General features: G+C 40.0%; 16 protein-coding genes. 11 read left to right on the forward strand and 5 right to left on the reverse strand.

Features of this window, described 5'->3' with window-relative positions:
• The first annotated feature begins 285 nt into the window (after positions 1 to 285).
• From CALSC_RS01255 to CALSC_RS01270, 4 genes are all read left to right on the forward strand, one after another.
• Positions 286 to 831, forward strand: coding sequence for an RDD family protein (locus CALSC_RS01255; RefSeq protein ID WP_088239621.1), 546 nt, complete (start codon positions 286 to 288; stop codon positions 829 to 831).
• Positions 832 to 874: 43 nt separating this feature from the next.
• Positions 875 to 1,069: a 50S ribosomal protein L33 gene (gene rpmG / locus CALSC_RS01260; RefSeq protein WP_088239622.1), complete on the forward strand. Its 195-nt coding sequence runs from the start codon at positions 875 to 877 to the stop codon at positions 1,067 to 1,069.
• Between the two features lie 12 nt (positions 1,070 to 1,081).
• On the forward strand, positions 1,082 to 1,297 hold the full coding sequence (gene rpsR, locus CALSC_RS01265) for a 30S ribosomal protein S18 (RefSeq protein WP_088239623.1): 216 nt from the start codon (positions 1,082 to 1,084) through the stop codon (positions 1,295 to 1,297).
• A gap of 121 nt (positions 1,298 to 1,418) precedes the next feature.
• A complete protein-coding gene (locus CALSC_RS01270; protein WP_088239624.1) occupies positions 1,419 to 3,506 on the forward strand; it encodes a ribonuclease catalytic domain-containing protein in 2,088 nt (695 codons plus the stop codon).
• Between the two features lie 123 nt (positions 3,507 to 3,629).
• On the opposite strand, the gene CALSC_RS01275 is transcribed toward CALSC_RS01270, so the two are convergent.
• The 4 genes from CALSC_RS01275 to gyrB all read right to left on the reverse strand — a co-directional run bounded on the left by CALSC_RS01275 (position 3,630) and on the right by gyrB (position 7,864).
• On the reverse strand, positions 3,630 to 4,304 hold the full coding sequence (locus CALSC_RS01275) for a Uma2 family endonuclease (RefSeq protein ID WP_088239625.1): 675 nt from the start codon (positions 4,302 to 4,304) through the stop codon (positions 3,630 to 3,632).
• A gap of 122 nt (positions 4,305 to 4,426) precedes the next feature.
• The gene (locus CALSC_RS01280) at positions 4,427 to 4,750 is read right to left on the reverse strand and encodes a hypothetical protein (RefSeq protein WP_088239626.1); all 324 of its coding nucleotides are present in this window, start codon (positions 4,748 to 4,750) and stop codon (positions 4,427 to 4,429) included.
• Between the two features lie 519 nt (positions 4,751 to 5,269).
• On the reverse strand, positions 5,270 to 5,788 hold the full coding sequence (locus CALSC_RS01285) for a hypothetical protein (protein WP_088239627.1): 519 nt from the start codon (positions 5,786 to 5,788) through the stop codon (positions 5,270 to 5,272).
• A gap of 135 nt (positions 5,789 to 5,923) precedes the next feature.
• Entirely contained in the window at positions 5,924 to 7,864 is a 1,941-nt protein-coding gene (gene gyrB, locus CALSC_RS01290; RefSeq protein WP_088239628.1) for a DNA topoisomerase (ATP-hydrolyzing) subunit B, read from the reverse strand.
• Between the two features lie 245 nt (positions 7,865 to 8,109).
• Between gyrB and miaA the strand changes: the two genes are divergently transcribed.
• From miaA to CALSC_RS01310, 4 genes are all read left to right on the forward strand, one after another.
• Positions 8,110 to 9,066 carry a tRNA (adenosine(37)-N6)-dimethylallyltransferase MiaA gene (gene miaA / locus CALSC_RS01295; RefSeq protein WP_088239629.1) on the forward strand — a complete coding sequence of 319 codons (957 nt, stop codon included), beginning with the start codon at positions 8,110 to 8,112 and terminating at the stop codon, positions 9,064 to 9,066.
• A gap of 447 nt (positions 9,067 to 9,513) precedes the next feature.
• Entirely contained in the window at positions 9,514 to 9,981 is a 468-nt protein-coding gene (locus CALSC_RS01300) for a tetratricopeptide repeat protein (protein ID WP_088239630.1), read from the forward strand.
• A 259-nt stretch (positions 9,982 to 10,240) separates the two neighbouring features.
• Complete coding sequence (locus tag CALSC_RS01305) at positions 10,241 to 11,596, forward strand: FAD-binding oxidoreductase (protein WP_088239631.1); 1,356 nt, start codon at positions 10,241 to 10,243, stop codon at positions 11,594 to 11,596.
• A gap of 317 nt (positions 11,597 to 11,913) precedes the next feature.
• Positions 11,914 to 12,582, forward strand: a complete 669-nt coding sequence (locus CALSC_RS01310) for a GDSL-type esterase/lipase family protein (protein ID WP_235006636.1) — start codon at positions 11,914 to 11,916, stop codon at positions 12,580 to 12,582.
• 313 nt (positions 12,583 to 12,895) lie between these two features.
• Here the strand turns inward: CALSC_RS01310 and CALSC_RS01315 are convergent, their stop codons facing one another.
• Positions 12,896 to 14,557, reverse strand: a complete 1,662-nt coding sequence (locus CALSC_RS01315; protein ID WP_088239633.1) for an esterase/lipase family protein — start codon at positions 14,555 to 14,557, stop codon at positions 12,896 to 12,898.
• Between the two features lie 259 nt (positions 14,558 to 14,816).
• Here CALSC_RS01315 and CALSC_RS01320 point away from each other — a divergent pair, with 259 nt between their 5' ends.
• The 3 genes from CALSC_RS01320 to CALSC_RS01330 form a co-directional block, all read left to right on the forward strand.
• The gene (locus tag CALSC_RS01320) at positions 14,817 to 15,257 is read left to right on the forward strand and encodes a hypothetical protein (RefSeq protein WP_088239634.1); all 441 of its coding nucleotides are present in this window, start codon (positions 14,817 to 14,819) and stop codon (positions 15,255 to 15,257) included.
• Positions 15,257 to 15,712, forward strand: coding sequence for a hypothetical protein (locus CALSC_RS01325; protein WP_088239635.1), 456 nt, complete (start codon positions 15,257 to 15,259; stop codon positions 15,710 to 15,712). Before CALSC_RS01320 ends, CALSC_RS01325 begins: the two co-directional genes overlap by 1 nt.
• Before the next feature lie 82 nt (positions 15,713 to 15,794).
• Positions 15,795 to 16,107: SDR family NAD(P)-dependent oxidoreductase (locus tag CALSC_RS01330; protein WP_143288114.1), on the forward strand; the 313-nt coding region annotated here is incomplete at its 3' end.

Raw genomic sequence — 16,107 nt, forward strand, 5'->3', positions numbered from 1 at the left:
TCTGTTTATTATTAGGTAAAATTCTACTCAAACCTAGATTATCTCTTTGAGTAAACAACCAATAGCCACCTCCTAGTATCAATATAATTAAAGATATAGGGATATTGCTACATCCACATCCCTTTGGTTTTTTATCTTGGGACGACATAATAATATAATAGGCTAATAATTTATTTATTATCCGAAATTATCTTAGTAATTACTAAATGTCAAAATCTATAACTTATCTCCCACATCAACGAAATTTAAAATTATTGTAGAAATAAACCCACAATCTAAAATAAAATGACTATCGAACGAGTTCCATCTCCACACTTCCCTCAAGTGGGCTTTGAACGTAGATGTATGGCATTTGCGATCGATTTTCTGGGTGCTTGGTTAGTTAGTTCCACCTTGGGAAGCAATAATACTGGCATCCAAATTTTACAAATATTGGTTTTTATAATTGTTTGGCTGATTTTGCGTGTCATCATCCCCTATAACAACCATGGACAAAGTTTGGGACGATGGGCTTTTGATATACAGGTATTGGAAGCTGGAGCTAAAAGAATTCCAGATTTGCCATCTCTACTTAAAAGAGAAGCCATAGTTGGTTTGGGCGCTCTGATGATTTCTATTGCCATTAATAACATCATCCGCAATCCTACTGCTATACTGCTAGTACTTCCTCTAGCCATAGAATGTAGTGCAGCGTTATCCGATACTCAAATGCGGCAAACCATGCACGACCGTTATGGTAAAACCATGATAGTTTCATCCCAGCGTGGCTACTCCCTAGATATTAAATTTAAGCGATTAGTTGAAACTTTTAGGCGGAATGTGAGACAATAAGAATTTGTGTTAATTATTATCGAGCTTTACTCTTTGTAAGACTATGGCTAAGGCTAAAGGTGTCCGTATTATAGTGACACTGGAATGTACAGAATGTCGCTCTAACCCTGAGAAGCGTTCCCCCGGTGTTTCACGTTATACAAGTACTAAAAATCGTCGTAACACCACCGCTAGATTGGAACTGAAAAAGTTCTGCACCCACTGCAACAGACACACGGTTCACAAGGAAATTAAATAAAAGTAGAGAAACATGAGCTATTATCGTCGTCGCTTGTCTCCTATCAAGCCAGGAGACCCCATAGATTATAAAGATGTTGACTTGTTGCGTAAGTTTATTACTGAACGGGGTAAAATATTGCCACGGCGGATTACTGGACTGACAGCTCAACAACAAAGGGCGTTAACATCCGCAATTAAACGGGCTCGCATTGTGGCTTTATTGCCATTTATTAATGCGGAAGGCTAAAACAATAATTAGTGAGTCAAGAGTGAGGCAATGTGAATTAACCTCTAACTCTTCACTCCTAACTATTAACTAAGCAATATAATATTTTCAGTTGTTTACCATATTATAGAATGCGAGGCTTGTGGAGAAGGGGACGCTAGTTGAATTTAAATTTCAAGGTGATCGTCGTTTAGGAATTATAGATCGCCCGGATGGTAAAAATCGTTGGATTGCGATTGATAAACGGGGACAGTCCCACAGCATCGCCCCACGACAAATTAACTATCAAATTACTGGACAGACCTACGAGCCTTCGCAAATTCCGACTTTTTTGTCAGAAATAGAACCTTATTTAGATCCATCAAGCTTAGAGGTCGCTTGGGAATTACTAGTGGATGATGGGGGAGTGGTAACTCCCCAAGAAATGGCAATTTTGCTGTTTTCAGAATCGGAGCCATCCCAATCTTATGCAGCCCATAGATTGTTATCAGATGACAAAATCTATTTTAAGCAAAAGGGAAATGCATATGAACCAAGAACAGCTGCCCAAGTAGCAGAGCGCAAGCATCAATTAGAAGTAGAAGCAATCAAGGCTAAGGAACAGCAGGAATTTTTAGTCCGTGTAGAGCAAGCAGTGGCAGGTGAAGCGGTAGAATGGCAAAAGTATGATCGCCATCGTTTAGAGGCCATAGAAAAATATGCAACATTTCTGGCTGAACTGCCTGAGCTGACCCGAAAAAGAGAACTAAATGATGATGCTTTAGTTCGTTCCTATCCTCCCCCAGCACCAGTACTGGAAACAATGAATATGTTGGGACGACCAGCAAATCCCCAAGGAGCTTTTCAGCTTTTAGTAGACTTGGGGTGGTGGAGTCCTCATGAAAATGTATTTCTGCGTCGTTCATCAATTCCCATTCAGTTTCCCAATAAGGTATTAGAAGTGGCCCAACAGCAATTGGCATCACAACCGCCAGATCCAGATAGCGAACGTCTGGATTTAACCCATCTCAAAGTATATACCGTTGATGATGAAAGCACTACGGAAATCGATGATGGTTTGAGTTGGGAAACTCTACCAGATGGCAAGGAGAGGGTGTGGATACATATTGCGGATCCAACTCGCTGGTTGATTCCGGAGGATGAACTGGACTTAGAAGCGAGAAAGCGAGGAAGTACGGTTTATTTACCCACGGGAATGGTTCCCATGTTTCCCGAGGTTCTAGCCACAGGGCCAATGAGTCTAATCCAGGGACAGGTTTGTTGCGCTCTCAGTTTTGGAGTGGTGTTAGATGACTCTGGGGAAGTGGCAGAATATAGTATTCATGCAAGCTTCATTAAGCCTACCTATCGCCTCACCTATGAAGATGTGGATGAAATGCTCGGGTTAGGGTTACAAGCAGAATCAGAAATTGCTGCGATCGCTCAGTGGGCAAAAAAACGCCGGGGTTGGCGATATGAGCAAGGAGCAATCAGTATTAATATGCCCGAGGCAATGATTAAGGTCAAAGGCAAAGGGGAAGATATTAGTATTGATTTGTTAGATGATTCTTCCTCACGACAACTTGTAGCAGAAATGATGATTCTTGCTGGTGAGGTTGCTGCTCGTTATGGTCAAGAACATAACATTCCCTTACCTTTTCGCGGTCAACCCCAGCCGGAATTACCACCGGATGAAGAATTACTCCAACTACCACCAGGATTTGTGCGTGCTTGTGCTATGCGTCGCTGTATGCCCAAGAGTGAAATGAGTATCACACCCTTACGCCATGCTGGTTTAGGTCTGGATACCTATACTCAGGCGACCTCTCCCATTCGCCGTTATAGTGACTTACTGACCCATTTTCAATTAAAGGCACATTTGCGAGGACAGACACCTCCCTTCTCCCCAGAGGAACTGAGGGAGGTGATGAATAATGTCACTACCATTACTCAAGAAGTGACTATGGTGGAGAGACAAACCAACAGATATTGGGCTTTAGAGTATTTACGTCGCCATCCTAATGAAGTTTGGCAGACAGAAGTACTCATGTGGTTAAGGGAAGATAGTGGTTTGGCACTGATTTTATTGGAAGATTTGGGTTTACAGTTACCAATGTTTTTCAAGCGTGTTGTGAGATTAGGGGAGCAGATATTGGTCAAAGTTAGTTATGCCGACCCCCAAAAAGATATAATCCAGTTTCAAGAAATAGTGTATCAAGAAGCCCAAGCGTCTGCTGGAGGAGTAGAGTGATTGGGGAAGGAGTGAAGGAGTGAAGGAGGGAAAAATTATTCTTCCTATTTTCTCACTTTTTTAAATATCTATAGCAATCTTAATTTTTTAACCGCAAGTGCAAGCTACGCCAATGTACTGTAATTAATTATCTAATTCTCCAAAGCGATCGCGGTATTGCTGTAATAATACTTGCATATCCTGTAATTGTTGCTCTGCTTGTTCTGCTCGTTGGCGTTCCTGTTCTGCTCTTTGTTCCAATTCCACAGAACTCAAAAATTGTCGTCCATCTGGATGGTAAATCTCCAGTTCATGATTGCCCATCACAAACCGAATACCCAACCGAGGGCTTGTCCATCCATCTATATGAGCAATGGGTAACAACTGCTCACCTTGTCGTTGCCAACCTTTGAGTTCGTAGCGGTCTGGGTCATACTGATAGTATTCTTCCACCCCATAGGTTTGGTAAAATTCTAGCTTACGTTCCATCTCATCCACATTATTGCTAGGTGAGAGAATTTCATACACTACTTGGGGAGGAATGTTGTCTTCTTGGTACTGCTTGTAAGATCCTCGTCGTCCTTTCGGTCTGCCAAATACTACCATGATATCTGGTGCTACTGGTGAAATGAGGCGTGATTTCACTGGATACCATAATAAATCCCCGGCGACAAATACCTGAGGTTCATCAGCAAATAGAATTTCCAGATTTTCCTTAATCAAGACAATCCAACGAAATTGTTCGGTATTGTCTGCCATTGGTTTGCCGTCGCTGTCAGGGAGATGTAAGTCTGCATCGCTGGGGAAGAAAGTGGTCATAGGTTAAACCATCAATGACACAGTATGATAATTGTAATGCGAATTAGTGGAATACATTATCAATCGGGCAATATATTAATGTAAAGTAAACGAGGAGTTAGCTTTTACATAGAACGATGACGCTACCCTCCTGCATTTTTCCAACCTTCTAAAACAGCGATCGCAACATTTAAAAACTTATTATCCAGTAATTCTTTGATTGCTTCTTTCCAACCGGCATTCAACGCACTCGCAAAACGGTCTTTCCGGGTAGGAGCGATTGCCGCTTTAACAAATTCTACCTTTTGTATTTCAGTAGCAGTGGGATTACTGGCTTCTAATTGTGTTAACAATTGCTGGATTTCTTGAGCGGCTTCTGCGAGGGTCTGTTTTTTTGCTCGCTGACAATACACAGTAAATTCGGAAGCGGAAAGCTCTATTTTGAATCCATTGAGATAAATTGACATAGAATTTCGCAATCAATCTTAAAATGACTTTTCTTGGCTGTATCAAGTTGTTTATCTCGATTGTAGTATATAAGTACTATTGTTTGTAGTACACTCAACATAAGTAATCAAACAAAAATATTTACCATTATTACAAACTACGCGAAATAATCATAACCCTTGCGATTGCTTCGTTTCACTCCGTTACGCTCGCAATGACATTGTGTAATTAATTATGTTTAACTACTCATATACTGATTCAACTTCGGACAAAAAATAGTTTTTAGCAGAAATTCTACGCAAACAAAACACAGGCTGAAAAAGGATAGCCACTAAATATCCAGCACATAGCACTATCAAACACAAAGTTCTCTTGTGGTAAATACTGATGGCTATGCTTAAATTTAATCACAACAAATTAATATGCGAATAGGACATAACAAAGGAGCCGCTCCGAGCACGAAGTGCCCGCGTAAAGAGCGATCGCTTTAATTGGTACCTCCGAAAGACTAGTTGTGGAAGTTTTATCACTTCACCTCTTCAGTTCCCAACGGGTTCTGCTTTCGTGACTGAATTATCATCGACTCCCAAAGTCAATTCTAAAGGAGTACCTGATGTATATGTCTTTACAACCTGCCGATAAACTTGGTAATTAGTGGGCAAAGTTCTCCGTTGCCCTCCAGAAGAGTATGTAATTTTATACTTTACAGATTTCAGTAATTCTGGCTTGCTGAATTTTTCAGTGGAACTTTGTTTGCGTTGTTCTATTTCATCTACAGATGGTCGCGGTGGTAGAATGGGCCACCATAATCCCTTGTCATCAGGACCAATAATTCTCCCAGAAGGCTTCAAGCCATTACGATTAAGTAAGGAATTACTGCCGAAAGTTTCTAGACGCGGAAGTGGCTCATCAACTAAGTCATAGGCATATTTCACTTGCCAAGTATAACGAGTACGCGCCGTGGCTTCATATTGATCAATGGTGACATTGCTGCAACTACCAAGAGTGAGAATTGCTAGCATACCCACTGTTATCTGAGAAAATACTGGTTTGAGCATTATCTATGCTTATACTCCATTCGCAGTGCCAACAGTGTAGCTCCCAAGTCTGCTTACTTCCCTCAAGAGCATAGTTCCAGGGGAAAAGTTTATTACCCCTGTACTAACTCTCTACTTTTGGGCATGGCTTCTAGATTAAATATCTAGATCCACGAGGTTAAGTTTAGAACCATATGTCTCAATAAATTCACGGCGAGGTGCGACGCGATCGCCCATTAAAATAGTGAAAATGCGATCGGCTTCGGCAGCATCTTCAATTTCTACTTGTTTCAAGGTGCGCGTTTCTGGGTTCATGGTAGTATTCCACAGTTGCTCTGGCATCATTTCACCCAAGCCCTTAAAACGTTGGATATTGTAGTTGGCATTTTCTGGAAATTTAGCAATTTCACTTTGTAATTCTCTATCGCTGTAACAATATCTAGGCTGGCTGCGTCCCCTTTCTAATTTATACAACGGAGGACAAGCAATATATATATACCCTTGTTCAATTAATGCCCGTTGATAGCGATAAAAGAAAGTAAGCAACAAAGTACGGATATGTGCGCCATCTACGTCAGCATCAGTCATAATAACTATACGGTGATATCGTAGTTGGGAAGCATCAAATTCTTCCCCTTTCACACCTAAACCCAAGGCAGTGATTAGGGATTGAATTTCATTATTTTTGTATATTTTTGCGTCGTCGGTTTTCTCAATGTTGAGAATTTTACCGCGTAGGGGCAGAATCGCTTGGGTACGCCTATCTCTCCCTTGTTTGGCACTTCCTCCCGCAGAATCTCCCTCTACCAAATAAATTTCCGATTCTGCTGGATCCCGAGAAGCACAATCAGCTAACTTTCCAGGTAAGGGAGAAGATTCTAGCACCGATTTCCGGCGAACTAACTCACGGGCGTGACGTGCTGCTTCAGCAGCTTTGAAAGCCTGAATAGCTTTATCTAAAATAGAATCGGCAATCCCTGGATGAAATTCTAAGTACTCTGTTAAAACTTCACCTACCAAAGAATCTACAATCCCTCTAACTTCTGTATTCCCCAGTTTGGTTTTGGTTTGTCCTTCAAATTCCGGTTCTGGGACTTTGACGGAAATAATCCCTGTTAAACCTTCCCGGACATGCTCCCCACTCAGATTCGAATCACTTTCTTTGAGTTTATTCCGTTTACGAGCAATGTTATTCATGGTTCTGGTGAGAACAGCCTTCAACCCTTCCAAGTGGGTACCACCATCTACAGTGCGAATATTATTGGCAAAACCGAGAACATTATCCGAGTAAGCATCAGTACACCACTGTAATGATACTTCTACCTGAACTTGATTGCGTTCTCCTTGGACATAAATAATATCTTCGTGTAATGCTTGTTTATCCCGATTGAGATAGGCAATATATTCCTGAATTCCCCCTTTGTATTCGTAAGTTTCTACCTTGGGGACATCACTTTTAATTAGTTCTAAACGATTATCAGTAAAAGTAATTTTGACACCAGCATTCAGATACGCTAACTCTCGTAAACGTCCTGCTAGAGTTATATAATCAAATTCCGTGGTATTTGTAAAAATTTCCTCGTCTGGCTTAAAGGTAACAGAAGTACCCGTACGCTTTTCCTTTAGTGGCTTAACTTGTAGCTCGTCAATGGGAATTCCCCTTTCGTAACGCTGGACGTGAATCTTATTGTCTCGCCAAACAGTTACTTCTATACTTTTGGATAGGGCATTAACTACGGAGACCCCAACACCGTGTAAACCCCCAGAAACTTTGTAGCCGCCGCCACCAAATTTACCTCCGGCATGTAATACCGTTAATACCGTCTCCAGGGCTGATTTACCAGTTTGGGGATGAATATCAGTGGGAATACCGCGACCATTATCTGTTACAGTAACAGAACCGTCGGCATTGAGATTCACCTCCACATGGGTACAGTACCCAGCTAAAGCCTCATCAATGGAATTATCCACCACTTCGTAAACTAAGTGATGGAGTCCTCTCGGACCAGTGGTACCAATGTACATCCCTGGTCTTTTGCGGACGGGTTCCAGACCTTCCAGAACTTGAATCTGATCGGCACTGTAACTACTCGTCATGTAAACTCTCCTGATTCGTGGGATAAAATCGCCTCAAAGCGAACAAAAGTCAAAACACTCCAAAATTTTAACACAAAAGGCTTGTTGACGGCTGTAGACCAATTATATGAGAAATTTATTAAGGGGATGTACCTTATGGGAAAGAGGGAAGGAGTGATGGAGTGATGGAGGGAAGTGTGGGAAGTGTTGGAAGGAGTAGGGGTGGGGTTTCCTCACCCGGATTGAATGAGGGAAGAAGATAGTAAATGAGAAAGTTGATTGTGGTATGTGGAGCAACGGCAACGGGAAAGTCGGGATTAGCTTTGGAGTTAGCTAGACGGGCGGAGTCATTAATTATTAGTGCAGATTCCCGTCAAGTATATCGAGAATTTGATATTGGTACGGCAAAACCAACATTATCTGAACAAAAGTTAATACCACATTATTTAATTGATGTCTGTGCTCCTACAGATACCATGACGGTAGCGGATTACCAGGAACGGGCGCAAGCTCTTATTGAACATCCCCCTGCTCCCCCTCTCTCTGCTCCTCTGCCTCTTAATTCTACCCATACACCCCTATTTTTAGTTGGTGGTACTGGCTTATATATTCGTGCAATTACTAGGGGTATGAAAATTCCTCGGGTAGCACCCCAGCCAGAATTGCGATCGCAACTTGAATCAATCAGTCAAGGTCAACTTTACACTATGCTGCAACAAGTTGATCCAATTGCTGGGCAGAAAATTCATTCCCATGACAAAATACGGACTATTAGAGCATTAGAGGTATTTTACATTACTGGTTGCCCTATTTCGGCACAGCAGGGGGAAAATCCTCCAAGTTATCCAATTTTATCCATTGGATTAGATTGTGATTCGGAAAATATCACCAAACGTATTAGTCAACGTACCCAACAAATGATTGCTGATGGTTTGGTTGCTGAGGTAGAACGGTTATGCGAAAAATATGGTGTGGATCTACCTTTACTAAATACTTTGGGATACCAAGAAATTAAACAATATTTGCATGGGGAAATATCTTTATCTCAAGCTCAGGATTTAATTGTTATACATACGCGACAGTTTGCCAAGCGTCAACGAACATGGTTCCGAGCCTATCCAGAAATTGAGTGGTTTGATGCTAATAGTCCAGATTTACTAGATATAACTTGGCAAAGAATACAAGATTTTTTGGTCACGAAGATGCAGGGGAGCAGGGAGTAAGGAGCAGAGGAGAAACCCCATATATAAATATAGAGAGCAGTGCTGTCTTGGGGTCTTCCCAAGTAGAGCAACTTCGGAGGACTGGAAACCAAGTTTTCGCTACGCTCCACAGCAGAGGAAAACGGCATTCCCTCTGCTTCTTCTGGTCACAACATAATTACCATATTTAATATTACCTAATGGTGTCGCTGAATTCGGTTTTAATCAATGTGAAAGTTATTGTCTGCTCAAGACCTAAGTTGTATTCTAGCTATCTAAAATCAAGCATAGTGATTTACCGCATAAATATTACTGACACGGGCAAGGTATAAGACAATATAAGTAATGCGAAAAAACTTCTATTCTTTGCAATTTTAGGGTAGAAACTTAAACTTAAGTTTAAAATTTTCTTATAAAATAATTTTGTATAGCATTTATTCCTAAGCAGTTTTTACTAACTAGAATTTCATGGATTCTTTATTTATTAACTCATTACTTGAAAGTTTGAAAAACCCTAATGAAAAAATCAGAGAAGAAGCAACGAGAAAATTGTGGCGTATCTGGTTTCAACAGAAAGGGATTTATGGCTTAGAAATGATTGAACGCAGCCAAAAGCTTATGGATGGCGGAAATATGCATGAAGCAGAAAGTTTACTCACTCAATTGATCAGCGAGAAACCCGACTTTGCCGAAGCTTGGAATCGTCGCGGTTTCCTATATTACACTACTGGTGATTATCAAAAATCTCTGATAGATTGCAATATGGTAGTACAAATAAATCCTGTACATTTTGGAGCACTTCATGGTATTGGTTTATGTGAAGCCGCTCAAGGGCAATACCGTCAAGCAATCCAAGCATTTAGTCGTGCTCTAGAAATACAACCTTATTCCCTTGTGAATCAAAGGTTAGTTTTAGAATGTACATTGCGATTATAAATTAAGCAATGAACCAGCAAAATTAAATACATTTGATGAAATGGGAGTGATTCTACTGGTGAATATTATTACTTATTACTTGCGAGTAAGAGTATGCAACTAAGATGAAGTAAATAATTTTTGTGATTAATGGACAATTGTGTGGGCTTATACTTAAGTCAGCGTTGACTATCAACTGCACATGCGATCAAGGATAAAATACAAGGAATAACTTGTCAGCGATCGCTACTTAACTAATGCCAATACAAGGTACGATACCATGACTGCAACACCTGTAAAATCCTTCGATTTAGAAGCCTTACTCCGATCTTTGGCAAATATTGAAGTTATTACTGATGCTCACCAAGTCGCAAAATTATCCCAGGATTACCACACCTTCAGCCCAGTACTAGTAAAAAAATTACAAGGGAAAGTCGGGGATTTAGTTGTCCGTCCTGCCAATGAAGCTGAAGTCTTACAAGTTGCTCAAGCTTGCGTGCAGCATCGAGTACCTGTCACCATCAGAGGTGCAGGAACAGGGAATTATGGACAATGTGTACCTCTGCATGGTGGTGTCATTATTGACATGACCAAAATGCATTCAATTCTGTGGGTAAAACCTGGAGTGGCTAGGGTGCAAGCAGGTGTAAAGTTAGGAGCTTTGGATAAACAGGCACAGTCAATTGGCTGGGAAATGCGTATGACTCCTTCAACATACCGGACTGCAACTATTGGTGGATTTATTGCTGGTGGTAGTGGTGGGATTGGTTCTGTTGAATATGGGTTATTAAAAGATAGAGGAAATCTTCTAGGGTTAAAAGTGGTAACCATGGAAGACGAACCCCGCACCATTGAATTACGTGGTCATAGTGTTGAAAAAGTAAATCATGCTTGGGGTATTAACGGTATTATCACGGAAATCGAAATTCCCTTAGGAACAGCTTATCCTTGGGCAGAGTTAATTGTTACCTTTGATGATTTTATGGCAACGGTCAGATTTGGACAAGCTCTAGCCTTAGCTGATGGCATGATTAAGAAAGAAATAGGTGTGTTTGCATCCCCTATTGCTGAATATTTTACGGCTCTCCAGCAGTATATTCCTGGAGGTGCCCATGCTGCATTATTAATAATTGCGGAACCCAGCTTAGAATTATTACCTGGTTTATTACAAGAGTATGGTGGTAAAATAGTATATGAAAAATTAGCAGTAGATGCTGGTAAAGGCTTACATTTAGCTGAATTTACCTGGAACCATACAACCCTACACGCAAGAAATGCAGACCCTTCAATCACATACTTGCAAAGCATATTCCCCAATGATAATTTACAAACTATAGAGCATATGTATCACCACTTTGGGGATGAGGTGATGATGCATTTAGAATTTATTCGTGCTAATGGTGCAGTTGCTAATCCAGGTTTACAGCTTGTACGTTACACCACTGAAGAACGCTTGCATGAGATTATTAGCTATCACGAACAAAGAGGGGTGTTTATTGCCAATCCTCACTCCTATCTGATTGAAGAAGGCTGGAAACGGACAATTGATGCCGAACATTTAGAATTTAAGCAAATTGTGGATCCCTATGGGTTGATGAATCCAGGAAAGAGTAAACTATTAAGTCTCGGTAAGTAGATATTGCCTATCAACTATAAGTAATAAATAAGTCAGTTTACTGTTCATAGGTTTGGTGCTTCAATAATGTTAGTCCTTCGACTTTGCTCAGGGCTAATATTATTGGGTAGCGGTATATATTATTACTCATAAATATTATTAGCAGCCAAGATGATTTTAGATATGGGGTCAATCCGACATCCAAAATTGTTTGATATCTCTATTTAGAGATTCTTTAGTAATATCACATACATAAAATTAGTATAGAAATGTATAGAATTGTTTAGAGATATACAATACATTTTTTGAAGATGGAGACACTTTTAAAACCTGACTCAATGCAACTGTCTACAAAACCGATTCAATACCAGCCTTTGAAAATTATAGCCTTGGGGGATAGCTTAGTATATGGGTTTGGCGATTTAGAAGGCGGGGGTTGGGTGGAAAGATTGCGCTGTTGTTGGATGTCTCCTGAGAGTGCGGGTCATGTACTGTATAATTTGGGAGTAAGGGGCGATCGCGTACAACAAGTAGCCCAAAGACTGGAAGTAGAATTTCGCCACCGGGGAGAGTTGAGGAATCAAGTACCAGACTTGATTATCCTTTCGGTAGGGGTGAATGATTCCGCTAGGTTGGGTCATGCCAATGGTAGAAATTATACTAATATTAATGTCTTTGAAACCCATATTTCCGCATTACTAGATCGAGCGCAACAACTTTGTCCCGTGCTGTTTGTGGGTATGACACCAGTAAATGAGACAAAGATGCCATTTTGGGATTGTATATACTACGATCGCGCCGATCAATACAGCTACAAGGAAGCGACGAAATTGGCTTGCTCCCAGAGAAATATTCCCTATTTAGATATATTTGAGCAATGGATGGAACGGGGAGAAAATTGGGTAGAGCAGCGCATTAGTACCGATGGTCTTCATCCCAATACCTTAGGTTATCAGACATTATTGGAAAATGTGATTCATTGGGATGCGATCGCTAGATATAATTAGAGCTTGCTGAACAAGTCTTTTGGTGGGGGTAGGGAGTAGGGAGTAGGGAGTAGGGAGTAGTTCCAGCCTCTTTATTTCTCTTCTTTTTGCCAGAAAAAATAACAGATGCAAGGATTTTAAACCTAAAATCCTAATTTCCTTGCACACTCTTCCCCAATCAAATAGCCTCACAGCATTGATAAATAAATATTTTTCCGTTATTCAGCAGACCCTAATTCTAGTGCTACGCGCAAGTAATAAGTTTACTACTCATAGGTTTGGGCTTTCAACAATGTCTGCGCCCTAATTTTGTATTGCTGGTAATGGGAGATTTTCACACTGACTGTTCCGAATCAGGAATTAAATCAATTTCAATTCGGAAAGTACCTGCAAAACCAGAATCTCCTACAGTAAACTCCCATTTACCATCCTTCCCTTCCATTGGCATACCACCAGAGTCAAACTGCTCATTTTCATGGAGGTAAAGCTTCTGAGGAAATGGTTGTGGCGCAGATGGTAACAAGGCGCGAATATAGTATTGCTTGCTGAAAATTTTATTATCAGAAAAACCAATCCCATATAAGTCCCGTTCACTGACATAGAAATCTACCCGCATTACCAAATCATTCTCAGCTCCCAGGATAGAGGTAGTGTCCAAGTATCCTTCCCAAATCAGATTTTGCCCATCAGCCCAAGGGAAGGCTAATTCCTTGTCCCGAAAATCTACATTATTGTCACTGGGATCGGCTTCAGTGAAAGGTCCATAGCAATTTTCAGCCTCTTTACTTTGATGAAAAAGTTCAAAGTCTACACCCCGTGGTTTAATACAAACCCCTAGAAAAAACTCACTCTTACCAAAGAAATCTTTACCACGAGTTACTTTACCACCTACAAACCGCAAACGCGATCGCACATTACCAAAAAAGAAGCGAGTTGCTACTTCAAAAGCTTCTCTGGAGCTAACCAATGAATCATTACCATAATGACATTTATGAATAAATGTGCGGGGTGCGTCAGGTATCTGAGCAGAAGTTAGTTTAACTAAACCATCGCTACGATTATAATTCGCCCCATACTCACTAGACATAGGGAATAAGCGGTTAGCTAAGGAATAAGTGCGAACACTATAAGTACGATAATTGGTACCAACTACGGTCAACAATCGCTCTAGGGGAAAATATTTATGGAAATTAACAAAAGATTTTTGTATATTTGGGTTTTTTTGAAAATCAGGATGGAAATGTTTGATTTCGTCCTCAGCTTCAATACCAATCAAATTTTTCAGAAGTTGAAATGTAATACCTTGGTGTGGTGTACCTAGAGTAACAATTTTGTTAATATAATCTTTTGCTTTACCCTGGGGATAAACAGATTGTACAGCTTCTCTAACTAAAAGTCCCCCCATAGAATGGGCAATAATATTTACCTTGGGTTTGATGCTTTGCTGTATACTGACTAATTCTCTAATCAAGTCAATTAATCGCACAAGTGCTTGACCATAGGTGGCAAATTTCCGATCGTTGAGGTCATAATAACGGAATACCCACAGAGTACGACAAAGGTCAATTGACTTCAAAGATTGTAGCGCCATTTCTGGGTCAATAACAATTTTGTCGCCAGAGAAAAAATGTTCTACTTGTAGCCGTTTAAATTCATGAATAATATTCTTATGCTGGAATGAATTTAGGAAAGAATACTGTCCCCCATTATCTTGCAGTCTTTTCTCCAGATTTTGCAATTTTTGGTCAAGTATTAGTCCATTTTGGATTTCCTTATTATAGTATCCCACCACATTGGTAGCATCATGATACTTCCAGCGCGATTTCAAAAAGCGCAGAACTAACCCTTCATAGATATAATTCTCACCCTTCCGATGTGGGTACACTGTACCATGATTAAATCCTTGGTAAGGATCTGCTATTTCATCTGAGACATCAAGCCCACCAAAACCTCGAATCAAAATTATTGGCTGGGGATGGCGTGTAGGTTCAGACATATTTACCTAATGTTATGGGGTACTAATGTTATGGGGTATTTATCTGTAAAAATTTTATCTCAATCCATCACAGCACCACAAACTCTACAGAGAATTTGGAATGAAGAATTTAGAATTATTAACCCATCGACAAAAATCTAACAAAAGACATACGCAATTTTCTTTCTGATACACTAAATATAGCACTACGCAATTAGGGCGCGGACATTGATTGAAGCACCAAACCCATGAGTAGTAAACTTATTACTTATTACTTATAATGACTCCCACTTTATTTGGTCGTTGGCAAACTCGGTTATTATTACTTGCGACTGTTGGTGTATTAGTAACCTTACCTTTCGCTATGGGTCTGATTGGCTCTGGTGAAAGCCCTGCCTATTTTTGCATACTTGGATATATTGCTATTTTTGGCTTAGGGTGGGATTTTGTATATGACAAAATTCAAAAGTATCGCTGGGATAGAGATTGGCCCGCAGCTTATCAATTATTTGCTGGTATTTGGGAAATGATATTTGTTTGGTGCGGATTAAAAATATTTGTTTTTTTACCTCTTCCTATACCAAAAGAGTTACTAATTTGGGGTGATTTTTCTCTTCACTATCTTACTGTTTGGTTAGTAGTTTTTATTGCATCTCAAAGCTTAATGCGAATCCTTTTTGTGCGTTGGCGTTTCTTTGGTGGTGAGTGGTTAGGAAAATAATGAGTAACTGGGTACAAGTCAAAGGTATTGTCAAAAAAGGGTACGGGGTAGCATCAGGAAAATCTGGAAATCCTCGTTTCCCTCAAGGTACTATTGAAATACAAAAACCATTTTTTTCTGAATTAGGTGTGAAACTGGATCAGTATTTTTCTGGTACAATTAATCTTTCAATTTCTCCACATGAATATGAAATTATAAATGCAAAATATACATGCAAAAATCTGCAATGGCTACCAGATAATCCAGCCGAAGATTTTTCGTTTTTTGATTGCCGTATTCGACGTGATACAGGTGAAGTTTTAGATGGTTTAATTTACTATCCTCATCCGGAAACTAAACCAGAACACTTCCAATCTGCTGATATTCTGGAAATTATAACAACTTACGTCAATGATTTGAAATATGGAGATGAGCTGATTCTTGAGGTAGATAGTCAACAAATTAATATTTATTAATTATAATATTTTAGGTCACGGATTTCTGGATTACATAGATAATTAGAAGCTGATTATTAATGAAAATTCCTAGGTTAAACTCATGAAAGTTGCACTAGTAACTGGAGGAACTCGTGGTATAGGCTTGGCTATTTCCCGTCAATTGGCGAGTAAAGGCTTCCATCTTATCCTTGGATACAGTTCCAATCATGAAGCTGCGATCGCAGCCAAAAATGAGTTGCAAGCATTCAATATCAAGGTTGTAACCGTCGCAGGGGACATTAAACAATCTACAACAATTGACTTACTCTTCCAAGCATTAGCAGAAAACTTTAATAATCAACTAACTGCTTTGATTCATGTTGCTGGATACGCAATCACTGCTACCCTTCCTGGGGGATTTACCTGGGAACAAT

Origin of the sequence: Calothrix rhizosoleniae SC01, from assembly GCF_900185595.1 — a bacterium.
GTDB lineage: Bacteria > Cyanobacteriota > Cyanobacteriia > Cyanobacteriales > Nostocaceae > Calothrix_A > Calothrix_A rhizosoleniae.

What these genes read in the sequence shown, in the direction of transcription:
- CALSC_RS01255 (WP_088239621.1), top strand. Translation starts at nt 286, where the DNA reads ATGACTATCGAACGAGTTCCATCTCCACACTTCCCTCAAGTGGGCTTT.
- rpmG (WP_088239622.1), top strand. Translation starts at nt 875, where the DNA reads ATGGCTAAGGCTAAAGGTGTCCGTATTATAGTGACACTGGAATGTACA.
- rpsR (WP_088239623.1), top strand. Translation starts at nt 1,082, where the DNA reads ATGAGCTATTATCGTCGTCGCTTGTCTCCTATCAAGCCAGGAGACCCC.
- CALSC_RS01275 (WP_088239625.1), bottom strand. Translation starts at nt 4,304, where the DNA reads ATGACCACTTTCTTCCCCAGCGATGCAGACTTACATCTCCCTGACAGC.
- CALSC_RS01280 (WP_088239626.1), bottom strand. Translation starts at nt 4,750, where the DNA reads ATGTCAATTTATCTCAATGGATTCAAAATAGAGCTTTCCGCTTCCGAA.
- CALSC_RS01285 (WP_088239627.1), bottom strand. Translation starts at nt 5,788, where the DNA reads ATGCTCAAACCAGTATTTTCTCAGATAACAGTGGGTATGCTAGCAATT.
- gyrB (WP_088239628.1), bottom strand. Translation starts at nt 7,864, where the DNA reads ATGACGAGTAGTTACAGTGCCGATCAGATTCAAGTTCTGGAAGGTCTG.
- miaA (WP_088239629.1), top strand. Translation starts at nt 8,110, where the DNA reads ATGAGAAAGTTGATTGTGGTATGTGGAGCAACGGCAACGGGAAAGTCG.
- CALSC_RS01300 (WP_088239630.1), top strand. Translation starts at nt 9,514, where the DNA reads ATGGATTCTTTATTTATTAACTCATTACTTGAAAGTTTGAAAAACCCT.
- CALSC_RS01305 (WP_088239631.1), top strand. Translation starts at nt 10,241, where the DNA reads ATGACTGCAACACCTGTAAAATCCTTCGATTTAGAAGCCTTACTCCGA.
- CALSC_RS01310 (WP_235006636.1), top strand. Translation starts at nt 11,914, where the DNA reads ATGCAACTGTCTACAAAACCGATTCAATACCAGCCTTTGAAAATTATA.
- CALSC_RS01315 (WP_088239633.1), bottom strand. Translation starts at nt 14,557, where the DNA reads ATGTCTGAACCTACACGCCATCCCCAGCCAATAATTTTGATTCGAGGT.
- CALSC_RS01320 (WP_088239634.1), top strand. Translation starts at nt 14,817, where the DNA reads ATGACTCCCACTTTATTTGGTCGTTGGCAAACTCGGTTATTATTACTT.
- CALSC_RS01325 (WP_088239635.1), top strand. Translation starts at nt 15,257, where the DNA reads ATGAGTAACTGGGTACAAGTCAAAGGTATTGTCAAAAAAGGGTACGGG.